Genomic DNA, 13,801 nt, shown 5'->3' on the forward strand with positions numbered 1-13,801 from the left:
TTAGAGACAAGGAACCCGATCATGTCCTCCACCCAGCCCTCACCCTTCGCCACCACGCCCGAGCCGCCCTATTACGTCGTGACCTTCTCCTCTGTTCGTACCGACGGCGACGATGGTTACGGCGCGATGGCAGACCGAATGGCGGAACTGGCGCTGCAGCAGCCGGGCTGTCTTGGGGCCGAAAGCGCGCGGGATGCCGATGGCTTCGGCATCACCAATTCCTACTGGGCCGACGAAGACAGCCTGAAGGCATGGAAACAGGTGGCAAACCATCTCGCCGCCCAGCACCTCGGCCGTAAGCGCTGGTACAAGCAATATAAGGTTCGCATTGCGCGGGTAGAACGCGCCTATGACTTTACCGCCGAGGAAGGAGCCTCCCATGGCGAATAGAACCATCGACCATGCCTTCACGGCACAGAGCCTGACATCGGCTGCCTCCGACCCGACCTTTGCCGGCGCGCTTTCCTTCATGCGCCGCCGCTTCACCAAGGATCTGACCGGAGCCGATGCCGTCGTCTGGGGCATTCCCTTCGATGCTGCGACCTCCAACCGGCCGGGTACGCGCTTCGGGCCACAGGCGATCCGCCGCGCATCGGCGATCTTCGACAATGATCCGCAATATCCATTCCAGCGCGATCTCTTCGCCGAAATGGCCGTCATCGACTATGGCGACTGCCTGCTCGACTACGGCAATCATCAGGACACGCCCGCAGCCATCGAGCGGCAGGCAAGCGCCATCCTCGACAGCGGCGCCTTCCTGCTGACCCTCGGCGGTGACCACTATGTCACCTGGCCATTGCTGAAGGCGCATGTCGAACGTCATGGCCCGCTGGCGCTCGTGCAGTTCGACGCGCATCAGGACACCTGGTTGGACGACGAGCGCCGCATCGACCACGGCTCCTTCGTGGCGCGCGCAGTCCGGGCCGGCCTCATCGATCCTGATCGCTCGATCCAGATCGGCATCCGCACGCATGCGCCTGACGATTTCGGCATCCATCTGCTCTACGGCCATCAGGTCGAGGAGATGAGCGCGACGGAAGTCGCTTCCGCGATCATCAGCCATACGAAAGGTTCGCCCGTTTATCTCACCTTCGATATCGACTGCCTGGACCCGGCCTTTGCGCCGGGCACCGGGACGCCGGTTGCGGGCGGCCCCTCCAGCGCGAAGATCCTCTCCGTGCTGCAGCGGCTGAAGCAGCTCGATGTCAGAGGCGCCGACGTCGTCGAAGTCTCTCCGGCCTATGACCACGCCGATATCACCGCCATTGCGGGGGCGACGGTCGCGATGTATATGCTGGGCCTCCACGCCGAACGGCGCGCGACGGCAGGATGAATGCCGTTATCAAACTGAATCAACTTCATGGCAAACTGATTCCGGAAGCAATTACAAACCACTGAAAGTGCAGGATAATCATGGCAGCAAAGATCTTCATCGATGGCGAGGCTGGAACGACGGGTCTGCAGATCCGCGAACGTCTGGCCGAGCGCCGCGATATTGAACTGCTGTCCATCCCGACCGAGAGCCGCAAGGACAAGTCGGTGCGCGCCGCCCTCCTCAACGAGGCCGATATCGCCATCCTGTGCCTGCCCGACGATGCCGCCAAGGAAAGCGTCAGCCTGATCGAGAACGACCGCACCAAGGTGATCGACGCTTCGACGGCGCATCGCGTCGCCGAAGGCTGGGCCTATGGTTTCCCGGAAATGAGCAAGGAGCAGGCCGGCATCATCGCCTCGGCAAAGCGTGTCGCCAATCCCGGCTGCTGGCCGCAGGGACCGATCGCCACGCTACGCCCGTTGATCGAGGCAGGCCTCGTCCCGGCCGATTTCCCGGTCACGGTCAACGGCATCTCCGGTTATACCGGCGGCGGCCGCTCCATGATCGAGGATTATGTCGCCAGGGGCGAGGATGCGCCTGAGTACATGCCCTACGGCCTGAGCTTCAAGCACAAGCACCTGCCGGAACTGCAGCGCTACGCCAAGCTCTCGGGCGTGCCGTTTTTCCAGCCGGTGGTGGGCAATTTCGCGCAGGGCATGGTCGTGACCGTACCGCTTCAGCTCTCGCATCTGCCCAAGGTGCCGAAGGGTGCCGAGCTGCATGCCGCGATCGCCGACTATTATGCCGGTATCAGGGGCTTCGTCGAAGTCGCTGCCTTCGAGACGACAGAGCGCACTGCGGAGCTCAACCCCGAAATCTACAACGACACCAACCGTATGCGCCTGCACGTCTTTGCCAATGACGATACGGCCCAGGCGCTTCTCGTCGCCGTCTACGACAATCTCGGCAAGGGCGCATCGGGTGCCGCTGTCCAGAACATGGATCTGATGCTGGGCGCGTGACATCGGGCATTTGCCTGTTGTCAGATGAGTGCGACGACAGGGCCTCCGCCCTGTCTCCCAATCCAAATTATGGAGCCTGATCGATGACGCTGGAAGCGCTGGTGACCGGCCTGCGGGCCTGGTTTGATGCCGCGCTGCCCGATCACGGCATTTACGCGCTTATCGTCTTTGCCTTGGTCGCCGGGCTTGCCCGCGGCTTTTCCGGTTTCGGCGCAGCGCTCATCTTCATCCCGCTTGCCGGCGCCGTCATCGGGCCGAAGCTCACCTCGCCTGTACTGCTCGTCATCGACGGGCTCGCGACGCTCGGCATGATCCCGGCCGCATGGCGCGGGGCGGACAGGCGCGAGGTCTTCACGATGGCAGCAGGTGCCGCCCTCGGTGTTCCAGCCGGAACGGCGGTTTTGGCGCTCATGGACCCGCTTTTGCTGCGCTGGATCATCTCGGCGATCGCCATCTGCCTGCTGGCGCTGCTTGTCTCCGGCTGGCGCTATCATGGCAAGCCGGTCGCTCCGCTCAGCGCGGCGATCGGCCTTATTGCCGGTCTCTTCAGCGGCGCGGCACAACTCGGCGGGCCGCCTGTTGTCGCCTACTGGCTAGGCGGCAGCAGTAACTTCACGCGTGTGCGCTCGAACGTCATCCTGTACTTTTCGATCTCCACGGTCTTCAGCTTCGTCAGCTATTATTTCGGTGGGCTGTTCGTCTCCACGGTCTTTGCGCTCACCATCGTCACGCTGCCCGCCTATGCGCTCGGCCTCTACGGTGGCTCGAAGCTGTTCGGGTTCGCCAAGGAAAGCACCTTCCGCATGACCTGCTACATTCTGATCGCAGCCTCGGCGATCGGCGGCATGCCTGTCTTCGACAGTCTGCTTCGTTAGTACCCAATACGATTGCCCGCCTGCTATGAAAGCCTTACACTCTCCCATGTGAGGGGAGCTAAATGGCGTCGGTTCTGATCGGCATTGCCATCATTGGAGGCACGACCGCAACGGTGCTTGCGGCCTATTATTTCATGCATCTGCTTATGGGCGGTGACCCGGGCGGGCGCGACAGGGAACTGGCAAGTTCAGTCATCACTCGCATCGCCAGCCTGCATGCTCTCATCCTCGCCCTCGTTTTTGCGCAGGAAATGATCGAATACCAAGCGCTGCGAACGGAAAGCACAGTGGAAAGCAATGCGGTCGGCGATGTCTTCTATGATGCTGAACGCTATGGCCCGGAAGCACAGGCGCCAATCCAGAAGGCGCTGAAAGATTATGTCCGCATCGTCATCGAGCAGGAATGGGGCGAACTCGGGCGCACCGGCGAACTCTCTTCGGCGGCCTGGGATCAATGGAACAACGCTTATCTCAGAATTCTCGAACTGGCTCCCGTCAATGCCAAGCAGGAGAGCCTGCGCGGCCACATGCTCGAAGAAATCCATATGATTTCGGAATCCCGCGACCGGAGGGAAAACAGCGGCACCGACTCCATCAGCCTGATCTTCTGGTTTGCCGCGGTTTCCGGCGTTATCTTTACCGCCATCGGTTATTACCCCTACCCGCCTGACGGCCGCAACTTGCTGCTGCTGTCGATCTTCGGCGTTTTTACCGGCATCATTCTCTTCTTCATCTACGCCTTCTCCAATCCTTACAGCCCACCTGCCACGTTGTTTCCAACGGCTTTCGAGCGCTTGCAGGAAGAGATCAGCGGGCCGGATCCGTAAGCGGAAATGGTCCGGAGCTCCTGCACAAACCTGCCGCCGTCATGCGCCAAAGCAAAAGACAGTCGCCTTTCGCGGCGTTTTGCGTTAAAAGCGGCACGCTATCAGCAAGGCCGCGCTGCCTGAAAGGTGCGCAGCCCCTGTTTCACGCCGATGGGAGGCACCTATGAAAACGATCCTGATCAACCAGAACAACAAGATCAACACTCAGGATATCCGTCTTCATGTCCAGTTTGCTTCCACGCGCGGAGAAAAAACCGCAGCGTCATAATCGCACCTTCTCAACCGCATCGAAAACCCGCGACTGGCGCCAGATGCGCCTGCGCAAGTTCCTGTCCTATTTCCGGCCGCATCTTCCCCTGCTCATGGCGGACATCGCCTGTGCAGTCGTCGTCGCTGCCGCCGCAGTAGCCCTTCCGCTCTGCGCCAACATCGTCATGAACCATCTCATCGAGCTCACCGACACGGCTTCGGCCTATTGGCAGATTCTCGGCATTGGCGGCGTCATGTTGGCGATCGTGGCGGTCGAGACGGCTGCCATCTTCTTCGTCGATTATCGCGGCCACATGATGGGCGCGCATATCGAGGCGCATATCCGGCAGGAATTGTTCGATCACTGCCAGAAGCTATCCTTCGGCTTCTACGACCGGCACCGCACCGGCCAGTTGATGAGCCGCATCGTCGGCGACTCCTTCTGGCTGGGTGAACTTTTCCATCACGGTCCGGAAGACCTGCTGATCGCCATCCTCAAATATAGCGGGGCGATGGCAGTGCTGTTCTTCATCGATCCGCAGCTAGCCTTTCTGATCCTTTTTCTGACACCGTTTGCAGTAGCTTACGCGCTGCACTTCAACCGGCGTATGAACCGTGCGCTTGAGGCGAGCAAGCAGGAGATCGCCGCCGTCAACGAAAGGGTGGAAGACGCGTTGGCGGGCATTCGGGTCGTCCAGTCCTTTGCCAATGAAGACCTGGAGCGGAAACGCTTTGCGGCGCTGAACAGACGCTTCCTCGAAAGCCGCGCCGATGGATATCGCAGCGAGGCCTGGTTTTCCGCCGGTGCCGAGACATTCGCCCAGATCATTACGCTTCTGGTCGTCATCCTCGGCGGATTGCGCATCCTTGCGGCGGAACTCACCATTGCCGATCTCCTGACCTTCCTGCTGTGCGTCGGGGTACTCGTTGATCCGGTCAAGCGGATGGCGAACCTCGCCCGGCTTTGGCAGGAGGGTTATACGGGCTTCGTGCGGGCGATGGAGATATTGGAGATCGACCCCGACGTTGTGGATCGCCCCTCGGCCCGTGCGTTGAGCACCCCGAAGGGTGAGATCCGGCTTTCGAATGTCGATTTCAGCTATGACGACGGGACGGACGTGCTCAGCAACCTGTCGCTCACCATCCAGCCTGGAGAATTCGTGGCGCTCGTCGGCCCATCCGGCGTGGGGAAAAGCACGCTCTGCGCGCTGCTTCCCCGTTTCTATGATGTCACGGATGGATCGATCGAAATCGATGGCACCGATATCCGCGATGTGACGCTCGCCTCGCTGCGCCGGCATCTCGGCGTCGTGCAGCAGGATGTCTATCTCTTCGCCGGCACCGTGGCGGACAACCTGCGTTACGGTCGCCCGGATGCGACAGACGAGGAGGTGGAAGCCGCCGCACGCGCTGCCCATGCGCATGATTTCATCATGGCATTGCCGCAGGGCTATCAGACCGACATCGGCCAGCGCGGCGTAAAACTGTCGGGCGGACAGCGCCAGCGGCTGACGATCGCTCGCGCTTTCCTCAAGAACCCTGCCATCCTCATCTTCGATGAGGCGACGAGCGCGCTCGACAATGAAAGCGAGCGGGCCGTGCAGCAGGCCTTCCTGACACTTGCCAGGGGGCGTACGACGCTCGTCATCGCCCATCGCCTTTCGACGATCCGCCATGCCGACCGCATTCTGGTGCTCACCGGCGACGGCATCGTCGAAGAAGGCAATCATGACAGGCTGATGGCAAGCGGTGGCATCTATGCCAATCTCTATGGACTGCAGGCGAGCATCTGAGGTCCGCTGACGACGACATGCGGAACAGTTCGGCAGACAGAGCCTGAACTGTTCCGCTGATCGACCAAATGCTATTTCCCTTTCACGCGAAGAGCGCCGTGTGTCCATTCGGACGCACAAAGGATGCTCTAACTCTTTAACTCTACGCGTCAGGCTTTCCGAAAATCGATTTCGGTGTTCGGGCCGATGCTGCAGGGAGGAACACCATGACAGTGCTGCGCATCGTCCCGAATATCGCCACCCCTTCCATTGAAGAGGTGCGAAACTTCTATTCCGAGCTGTTCGACCTTGATGTCGTCATGGACCATGGCTGGATCGTCACCCTTGCCTCCGACAGGCGAGTAATCACTCAGATCGGGATTGCGACGGAAGGCGGTTCGGGAACCGCAGTGCCTGACATTTCGATCGAGGTCGACGATGTGGACGAGGTCTATCGACGCGTGACGAAGGTCGGTCATGCGATCCTCTATGGGCCAGCAGACGAGCCTTGGGGCGTTCGTCGCTTCTATATTCGCGACCCCAGCGGAAAGCTGCTGAATGTTCTCTCCCACACAGGCTGAATGGGTCATTGGCGCAGGGCGATCATTGCAATGACTGCGAAAGCCCCTATTCTGCAGCCGCTAATCCCAGATACGAAATAACTGCTTTCATTAAGAATTTTGGATCATGCCATGAGCGCGTTAAGCCGCCCGGATTTGAGCGATATTCACCGGGGTGACTGGGTGGATCGTTGGTTGCCAATCACGTGGCGGCCTTACACGAGGCTAGCACGGCTGGATCGTCCTGTCGGAATATGGCTGACGCTTTTTCCATGCTGGGCGGCGCTGTTTCAGGCGTCTCATGGCCTGCCCGATATCAAACAAATGGTCGTCTTCACGCTCGGCGCCCTGCTGATGAGAAGCGCCGGTTCCACGATCAACGATATCGCGGACCGGAAATTTGACGGCCATGTCGAGCGAACCCGTTTTCGGCCTCTGGCGAGCGGGCAGATCGGCGTAGGCCAGGCGTTGACCTTTCTGGGCATCGAACTCGCCCTGGCGGCGTCTCTCCTGTTGTTTCTGACGCCCTACACGCGGCTCGTCGCCCTATGCGTCCTGCCCCTTGTGTTCATCTATCCGCTCTGCAAACGCTTCACCCATTGGCCGCAGGCGGTGCTGGGCGCGGCCTTCAACTGGGGCATGCTCATGGCCTGGGCCGAAATAGCCGGCCATATTCCTGCCGGTGCCGTCCTCATGTGGGCGGGAGCCATCTCCTGGCAGATCGGCTACGATACCGTCTATGCCTATGTCGATGCGAAAGACGACAGAAGCCTCGGCCTGAAATCGACGGCAATCCTGTTCGGCCGGCATGGCAAGCTGATCATCGGCCTGTTTTACGCCTTGACGATCGTTGCGTGGTCTGTCGGAGGCTGGCTGTTGGGCATGTCTCTGCCCTATGCGTTTGGAATGCTCGCTATAGCCGCGCACCTTGCCTGGCAAACCCGGCGGATCGACCTTTCTCGTCCGGAGGTGAATTATCGTCTGTTCCTGGCAAATATTCTGACCGGGCTATTGCTTGCGGCCTCTGCGCTTACCGGAACTTGGTGAGCCCTATTGGCTTTGGCTCAATAAGAGCAGGGCCGATTATCGCTGGGACGGAAACCGCCGGCACAGGCCGGATTCAGGGATGTATCCTCGCCATAGTCGTATCTCCCCGTCGATGTACAGCCCGAAGCGATCGCCGAAAGCGTGATCAGAGCGCCGGCCATCACGAATGTGCGAAATCTGTTCATGTGAACATCCCCCTTCATAGGATCGCCCAAACGCCAAGCTGACAATCTAGCATGTCACGGCAAATCCATGCGAGGACTTATCGCATTGATCCCATTCACTCTTCCGCGAGCTAGGGGGAGAAAGACGTCGCTACACTGCTCAATCGCGTTCGGCGATAACAGTTGCGCGGGGATATTCGCCGTAATAGCCGCGCCAGTTGGCGACGGCGAAACCGAATACCACCAACGCACCTGCCTGATGCAGCAGGCCCCAGTGCAGCGGCACTTCAAGCAAGAGCGTGGTGATGCCGATTGCCGCCTGGATCGTGATGAGGGCGAAGAGTACCACGGCCCGGCGCGCATGGGTGGTCCAGGATGCGGCGCGCAATGCGATCACCATATTGACGAGCGCCAGAGCGAAGAGCGTGTAGGCGCCGAAGCGGTGGATGAACTGCACCGTCTTCGGGTTTTCGAAGAGATTGATCCAGAAGGGCTGCTGAATGAAGAGGTCGGAGGGCACGACGGCGCCATCCATCAGCGGCCAGGTATTATAGGTGAAGCCGGCATCGAGGCCGGCGACCAGCGCGCCGAGATAGATCTGGAAGAGCGAGAAGATGGCGATCACCGCCGCCCAGCGGTGGGAATTCCTCGTCGGAGCCGCATCCTCGGAATGCGGCGAGAGCCCGCGCATGATCCACATGCAGGAGGCGAAGATCAGACAGGCCATGACGAGATGGGTGGCAAGTCGGTACTGGCTGACATCCGTGCGCGCAGACAGGCCGGAGGAGACCATCCACCAGCCGATGAAGCCCTGCAGGCCGCCCAGCGCCAGGATGCCGGCAAGTGGCCAGCGCAGGCGCTTCTCGATCCTGCCCGTCGCCCAGAAAAAGATGAGCGGCAGCGCGAAGATCACGCCGATGCCGCGCGCGATCAGCCGGTGCGCCCATTCCCACCAGAAGATGCCCTTGAACTGATCGACCGTCATGTCGCTGTTCAATTGCTGGAACTCGGGAATGCGCTGGTAGAGCTTGAATTCCTCTTCCCACTCGGCGGCATTCAGTGGCGGGATGACGCCATGGATCGGTTTCCATTCGGTGATGGAGAGGCCGGAATTGGTGAGCCGCGTCGCGCCGCCGACGAGCACAAGACAGAAGAGCGCCAGCAACACGAAACCCAGCCAGATACGCACGGCGCGGCGGTTGTTGTCCTGCCTGCGTACTTCGGTGCGGATCGCCTGCTCCGGGTTCAGGTTCGCGACGGCCATGATCTCTCCTTTTATCCGGCAGTTGATTTGCCCCACCGGCTGATGCAAAACAAGCCCCGAACCTTTGCGGCATGCCGTCGCGCCGGCTCAGTCCCATCCGTTCGAAAGTTATACGATGCCCATCCGCCTTCGCAAATTCATCGGCACGATCCTGATCATCATCCTCGTGCTTTTCTATGCGATTGTGGCGAATACGATCGCGGTCGCGACGCTCGGCAATGCGCCCTGGTGGGGACACCTGCTTTACTTCGCGCTCACCGGCCTGCTCTGGGTGCTGCCGGCGATGGTGATCATCAAGTGGATGGCCGGTCCGAAACAGCAGTAGGGCCCGATTAACGGCGGGATAACCCTGATCTGCGGAAAACCTCGCTCCGGCGCGGCGGTTAAACCAAATATACGTCTGCCCGCTCTACCTTCCTCTGCAGCGATCTCTCGACCGGAGAAAGAAAGTGCAGACGCAGAGGCTCGATGTTCCTGAACAAAAGTTCGACGCTGCGGCGCAAGCCGATGCCGGCATTTCCCGGCTGCGGCAGCTCAGCGTGAAACTCGCAATGGCCGAACTCGACATCCAGCTTTTCGACAGGATGGAGCCTTTGGAGGAGGAATGGCGCGCGCTGGAGCGCGATAACCTTTCCTCGCTGCATCAGAGCTACGATTGGTGCGCGGCCTGGGTAACGGCCTTTCGCCGGCCGCTCGCCATCCTGCGTGGCAGGAGTGGTGGCCATACCGCCTTCATCCTGCCGGTGGAAATCTTCGCCTCGCGCGGCATGCGGATCGCCAAATTCATCGGCGCCGACCACAGCAACATCAATACCGGCCTGTTTTCGCCGGCTTTTGCCGAAGACAGCGATACGGTTGATAGCCATCACCTTGCCGCTCGCCTTCGTGCAGCGCTCGCCGGCAAGGCCGATCTGCTTCTCTTGCAGAATATCCCGCTGGAATGGCGCAGCCGCCGCAGCATGCTTGCCGGCCTGCCCATGGTCCAGAACCAGAACCACGCCTATCAGCTTCCGCTCTTCGATACATTCGACAAGACGCTGCAGCAGTTGAATGCCAAGAACCGGCGCAAGAAATTCCGTGTGCAGAGCCGGCGGCTGGAGGCGGTTGGTGGTTTCGACTATATCGCGCCGGACGACCTGACCGAACAGCACGAACTGCTCGACACTTTCTTCCGCTTGAAAAGCGCGCGTTTCGCCTCGCTGGGCCTGCCCGATGTCTTCGCGGATACCGAGACCAAAACGTTCCTGCACGGGCTGATCGACAGGCGGAGTGGCGACAGCTTCTGCCTGCAGATGCGGGGCCTGCGCCTGAAGGGCGAATATGACGGGCGCATCGCTGCCCTATCAGGCATTTCCCGCAAGGGTGACCACGTCATCTGCCAGTTCGGCGCGATCGACGAGGATCTCATTGCGGATGCAAGCCCCGGTGAATTCCTCTTCTGGCAGATGATATCGGGTCTGCACGGCAAGGGAGTCGCTCTCTTCGATTTCGGTCTCGGCGACCAGACCTACAAGCGCTCCTGGGCGCCCGTCGAAACGGACCATTATGATGTGGTTCTGCCGATCTCCGGCATCGGCATCGCGGCCGGCACGGCGCATCGGGCGATCACCCGCGGCAAGGCCTTCATCAAGGCCCGCCCCGGTCTGTATAAATTCGCCCAGAGCATTCGGGCCAAGATTGGGTAAGCATGTCGCGCAAAAGTGCCCAGCGGTTTTGCGACAGCGACATGCGTAAAACAAAGATTTAAAGTGACACGCTTTAAAGATCAGGCCGCGTGCCGCGCGGGGGTGTACATGGCAGCCTCTTCGCCGCCCGACATCAGGACGACGCGCTCATAGCCGGCGCTCTGGAAATCCTGCATCAGGCCGACGAAAGCAGCCTCATCTATCTCCGGCAGCGACAAGATAATCTCGATTTCCTTGCTGCGCGTCAGCCGCGAAACGCCGGCGACATCGGCTGCGCCGCATTCCACCAGGACGATATCATAGGCCGATGACAGGGCATCGAGCAGCAGCGAAAGCCTGTCGACGCCCCGCATGGCGCGGCGCACATCGCTCGCACCCTGCGGGATCAGATGCGCATCTGACATCCGGTCGCCGTGGATCGTTTCGCCAAAGGCAGCCTCGCCGCAGAGAAGGTCGGTAACGCCCAATGCCTCGGGGTTTTCGGCCATCAGTTCGGTCGGATAGCCCGAGCCTGTCATGTCGATCACGATCACGCGGCGTCCGTCGTCGGCCAGTCTGCGCGCCAGGGCAACGGTTGCGGCGGAGCCATTGTCACCGGTCGGAGATATCGAAACGGCAAGCGGTGCGCGGCAGTCGATGAGATAGCTCGCGACTGACGATACGGAGAATTCATTGTCGTCGGCGGGTGCTTCCGTGACAGGCTCGGCTTCTGGCTCCTCGTCGTCTTCGACGGCTGCCGTCAGCATGCTGGGCCTGGCAATCTTCGCCGGGGAAATGGGCCGCACTTCGTCCTGCCCTTCATCCGGCCCCCCCTCCTCGGCCCTGTCTTCGATGATGCGGGGTTCGGCACCCACAGATTCGACCGGGCGCAGCGCGCGGCCGCTGAAGAGTTCGGAGAGCATGATGACGATCGCGCTCATGATGAGTATTGCGACCGCGGCAACGATGACAATCGGCACGACTTTCGGGAAATAGGGATCGACCTGCTCGATCGCTTTCGAAACAATGCGGGCATCCGCGGGGCTGGAATTCCGGTCGGCACGGGAAGCGGCTTCGCGGTAGCGAACGAGGTAGGTCTCCAGAAGCTGGCGCTGGGCGTTCGCCTCCCGCTCCAATGCGTTGAGACCCACTCCGTCCTCGCCCGCCTTCGCACTGTTGGCCTGCAGCTGATCGGACTGCTGTTCCAATTCCTGTTCGCGCAGATCGGCAACCTTCGTCTCGTTCTCGATGCTGGCGAGAATCTTCTGCGTTTCCTGGCGGATTTGCGTGCGGATATCGGCAAGCTGAGCGCGCAGGCTCTTCAGCCTCGGATGGTTGTTGAGCAGGCTCGTCTGCAGGTCTGATATCTGCGATTGGAGGCCGGACTCCGTCGCCTTCAGCCGCTGGATCGACTGCGACGACATAATATCGCTCAGCGTGTCGGAGGCTTCGCCGGAAGAGAGCGCGTTGCGCACGGCCTGCGCTCTCGCCTCGGCATTCGCCTTGTCCGTGCGCACGCGGGTCAGCTCGACGGAGATGTCGTTGAGTTGCTGCGCAGTGAAGGTCGTCGTGCCGTTGGTCTGCAGCAGGCCATGGGTGGTGCGGTAATCGGCGACCTTCCTCTCGGCCTCGCTCACCTTCTCGCGCAGGCTGTCGATCTCCGGCTCGAGCCAGCGCGTGGCTTCCGTGTTGGAGTCGAGCTTGGCGCCGCTCTGGATCGCCAGATAGACTTGCGCCATGGCGTTCGGAATGCTGGCAGCGAGCTTCGGATCCTTGGAGGTAAAGGTAATGCCGATAACGCGCGAGCCCGGCACCTGGTAAACCTGCAGGCGCTGGGTGAAGGCGTCGATGACACGCTCTTCCGGCGGATTTTCCAGCGGATTCTTCTTCAGATGCAGCGACACCAGAATATCGGTGAGCGCGGAGCCGTTCGCGGCTGCATCGAATTCCGGCAGATTGTAGAGCTTCAGATTGTTGATGACCTGTTTGATGAGATCCGCCGACTGCAGGATCTGCACCTGGCTGGCGATATTCAGCTCGTCGAGCAGCGGCCCGGCACTGGCGTCGTTCGTCTGGGTGCTGGCAAAGGCCGGAGCGCGAGGTTCGATGAGGACGCGCGTCTCGCTGCGATATTGCGGCGAAACCATCTTGGCGCCGGCAAAAGCTACAGCCGCACCCAATGCGGTGATCGTCAATATTCTCAGACGACGGGCCCAGACCGCGCGCACAAGCTGGCCGAGGTCGATGTCCACATCCTGATCACTCGCTACGCGGGACATACTCATTACTCCAATACGAACTGCCCCAAGCGTAAACGACCATGGTAACTCAACGGTTAATGGCAATTCCCGCGCAAACAACACGCTCCTGACAAAGGAATTGCGGAAATCGGCGGTTTTTTTACCGGGCATTAACCCTAATAGATCGATAACGGCTCGACCGAATTATCTTCCTGTGAGCGAGCGGATGCCCTTCGTCCAGCCCAAGACCTTGATGGCTATGAGCCTCGCCGCCGTGATGGCTGCGTTGGCGGGCTGCACCACCTATCGGCCGGCGCCAAAGGCCTTCAACCAAGCGACGATCCAGCCCTATTCGCTCGACAGTGGCGACCGGTTGCGCATCACCGTCTTCGATCAGGCAACCCTGACCAATACCTATACGGTGGATCAGGCCGGCTATATCGCATTCCCCCTTATCGGCCAGGTCCCTGCCCGCGGCCGCACCCTGCAACAGCTCTCCGGCCAGATCGCGCAGAAGCTGCAGCAGGGCTATCTTCGCGACCCTGATGTCACCATCGATGTCGACCGCTATCGCTCCGTCTTCATCATGGGCGAAGTCGGCCAGCCCGGCCAGTATGCCTATGTGCCCGGCATGACCGTGCAGAACGCCATCGCAGTCGCCGGCGGCTTTACCAACCGCGCTAACCAGAGCATGGTCGACGTTACGCGCAAGATCAACGGGCAGGTGCTGACGGGCCGCGTCAATATTTCAGGCCCGATCATCGCTGGCGACACGATCTATGTCCGCGAACGGCTCTTCTAG

At 60.6% G+C, this 13,801-nt stretch carries 13 protein-coding genes; 11 read left to right on the forward strand and 2 right to left on the reverse strand.

What is annotated here, in order from left to right; genetic code table 11:
• Nucleotides 1–21: 21 nt before the first annotated feature.
• The 8 genes from AC1DNW_RS02060 to ubiA all read left to right on the forward strand — a co-directional run bounded on the left by AC1DNW_RS02060 (nt 22) and on the right by ubiA (nt 7,667).
• Nucleotides 22–390 carry an antibiotic biosynthesis monooxygenase family protein gene (locus AC1DNW_RS02060; RefSeq protein WP_113301207.1) on the forward strand — a complete coding sequence of 123 codons (369 nt, stop codon included), beginning with the start codon at nt 22–24 and terminating at the stop codon, nt 388–390.
• Nucleotides 380–1,333, forward strand: a complete 954-nt coding sequence (speB, locus tag AC1DNW_RS02065; RefSeq protein ID WP_113308462.1) for an agmatinase — start codon at nt 380–382, stop codon at nt 1,331–1,333. Before AC1DNW_RS02060 ends, speB begins: the two co-directional genes overlap by 11 nt.
• Before the next feature lie 80 nt (nt 1,334–1,413).
• A complete protein-coding gene (gene argC, locus AC1DNW_RS02070) occupies nt 1,414–2,337 on the forward strand; it encodes an N-acetyl-gamma-glutamyl-phosphate reductase (RefSeq protein ID WP_113308461.1) in 924 nt (307 codons plus the stop codon).
• 83 nt (nt 2,338–2,420) lie between these two features.
• Nucleotides 2,421–3,212, forward strand: a complete 792-nt coding sequence (locus AC1DNW_RS02075; protein ID WP_113308460.1) for a sulfite exporter TauE/SafE family protein — start codon at nt 2,421–2,423, stop codon at nt 3,210–3,212.
• A gap of 62 nt (nt 3,213–3,274) precedes the next feature.
• A complete protein-coding gene (locus AC1DNW_RS02080; protein ID WP_113308459.1) occupies nt 3,275–4,039 on the forward strand; it encodes a bestrophin-like domain in 765 nt (254 codons plus the stop codon).
• A 221-nt stretch (nt 4,040–4,260) separates the two neighbouring features.
• Nucleotides 4,261–6,081, forward strand: a complete 1,821-nt coding sequence (locus AC1DNW_RS02085) for an ABC transporter ATP-binding protein (RefSeq protein WP_113308458.1) — start codon at nt 4,261–4,263, stop codon at nt 6,079–6,081.
• 206 nt (nt 6,082–6,287) lie between these two features.
• On the forward strand, nt 6,288–6,641 hold the full coding sequence (locus AC1DNW_RS02090; RefSeq protein WP_113308457.1) for a VOC family protein: 354 nt from the start codon (nt 6,288–6,290) through the stop codon (nt 6,639–6,641).
• 111 nt (nt 6,642–6,752) lie between these two features.
• Nucleotides 6,753–7,667, forward strand: a complete 915-nt coding sequence (ubiA, locus tag AC1DNW_RS02095; protein WP_113308456.1) for a 4-hydroxybenzoate octaprenyltransferase — start codon at nt 6,753–6,755, stop codon at nt 7,665–7,667.
• 324 nt (nt 7,668–7,991) lie between these two features.
• On the opposite strand, the gene AC1DNW_RS02100 is transcribed toward ubiA, so the two are convergent.
• The gene (locus tag AC1DNW_RS02100) at nt 7,992–9,095 is read right to left on the reverse strand and encodes a COX15/CtaA family protein (protein ID WP_113308455.1); all 1,104 of its coding nucleotides are present in this window, start codon (nt 9,093–9,095) and stop codon (nt 7,992–7,994) included.
• A gap of 115 nt (nt 9,096–9,210) precedes the next feature.
• Between AC1DNW_RS02100 and AC1DNW_RS02105 the strand changes: the two genes are divergently transcribed.
• Together AC1DNW_RS02105 and AC1DNW_RS02110 are read left to right on the forward strand one after the other, a co-directional pair.
• Entirely contained in the window at nt 9,211–9,420 is a 210-nt protein-coding gene (locus AC1DNW_RS02105; RefSeq protein WP_029616260.1) for a DUF2842 domain-containing protein, read from the forward strand.
• Between the two features lie 124 nt (nt 9,421–9,544).
• Nucleotides 9,545–10,780: a GNAT family N-acetyltransferase gene (locus tag AC1DNW_RS02110; RefSeq protein WP_113308454.1), complete on the forward strand. Its 1,236-nt coding sequence runs from the start codon at nt 9,545–9,547 to the stop codon at nt 10,778–10,780.
• Between the two features lie 80 nt (nt 10,781–10,860).
• Here the strand turns inward: AC1DNW_RS02110 and AC1DNW_RS02115 are convergent, their stop codons facing one another.
• Nucleotides 10,861–13,038, reverse strand: a complete 2,178-nt coding sequence (locus AC1DNW_RS02115; RefSeq protein WP_477851807.1) for a GumC family protein — start codon at nt 13,036–13,038, stop codon at nt 10,861–10,863.
• A gap of 187 nt (nt 13,039–13,225) precedes the next feature.
• Here AC1DNW_RS02115 and AC1DNW_RS02120 point away from each other — a divergent pair, with 187 nt between their 5' ends.
• Nucleotides 13,226–13,801: a polysaccharide biosynthesis/export family protein gene (locus AC1DNW_RS02120; protein WP_113308452.1), complete on the forward strand. Its 576-nt coding sequence runs from the start codon at nt 13,226–13,228 to the stop codon at nt 13,799–13,801.

Source organism: Rhizobium sp. 05L429, from assembly GCF_056397645.1.

What these genes read in the sequence shown, in the direction of transcription:
- speB (WP_113308462.1), top strand. Translation starts at nt 380, where the DNA reads ATGGCGAATAGAACCATCGACCATGCCTTCACGGCACAGAGCCTGACA.
- ubiA (WP_113308456.1), top strand. Translation starts at nt 6,753, where the DNA reads ATGAGCGCGTTAAGCCGCCCGGATTTGAGCGATATTCACCGGGGTGAC.
- argC (WP_113308461.1), top strand. Translation starts at nt 1,414, where the DNA reads ATGGCAGCAAAGATCTTCATCGATGGCGAGGCTGGAACGACGGGTCTG.
- AC1DNW_RS02090 (WP_113308457.1), top strand. Translation starts at nt 6,288, where the DNA reads ATGACAGTGCTGCGCATCGTCCCGAATATCGCCACCCCTTCCATTGAA.
- AC1DNW_RS02080 (WP_113308459.1), top strand. Translation starts at nt 3,275, where the DNA reads ATGGCGTCGGTTCTGATCGGCATTGCCATCATTGGAGGCACGACCGCA.
- AC1DNW_RS02100 (WP_113308455.1), bottom strand. Translation starts at nt 9,095, where the DNA reads ATGGCCGTCGCGAACCTGAACCCGGAGCAGGCGATCCGCACCGAAGTA.
- AC1DNW_RS02105 (WP_029616260.1), top strand. Translation starts at nt 9,211, where the DNA reads ATGCCCATCCGCCTTCGCAAATTCATCGGCACGATCCTGATCATCATC.
- AC1DNW_RS02120 (WP_113308452.1), top strand. Translation starts at nt 13,226, where the DNA reads ATGCCCTTCGTCCAGCCCAAGACCTTGATGGCTATGAGCCTCGCCGCC.
- AC1DNW_RS02115 (WP_477851807.1), bottom strand. Translation starts at nt 13,038, where the DNA reads ATGTCCCGCGTAGCGAGTGATCAGGATGTGGACATCGACCTCGGCCAG.
- AC1DNW_RS02085 (WP_113308458.1), top strand. Translation starts at nt 4,261, where the DNA reads ATGTCCAGTTTGCTTCCACGCGCGGAGAAAAAACCGCAGCGTCATAAT.
- AC1DNW_RS02060 (WP_113301207.1), top strand. Translation starts at nt 22, where the DNA reads ATGTCCTCCACCCAGCCCTCACCCTTCGCCACCACGCCCGAGCCGCCC.
- AC1DNW_RS02075 (WP_113308460.1), top strand. Translation starts at nt 2,421, where the DNA reads ATGACGCTGGAAGCGCTGGTGACCGGCCTGCGGGCCTGGTTTGATGCC.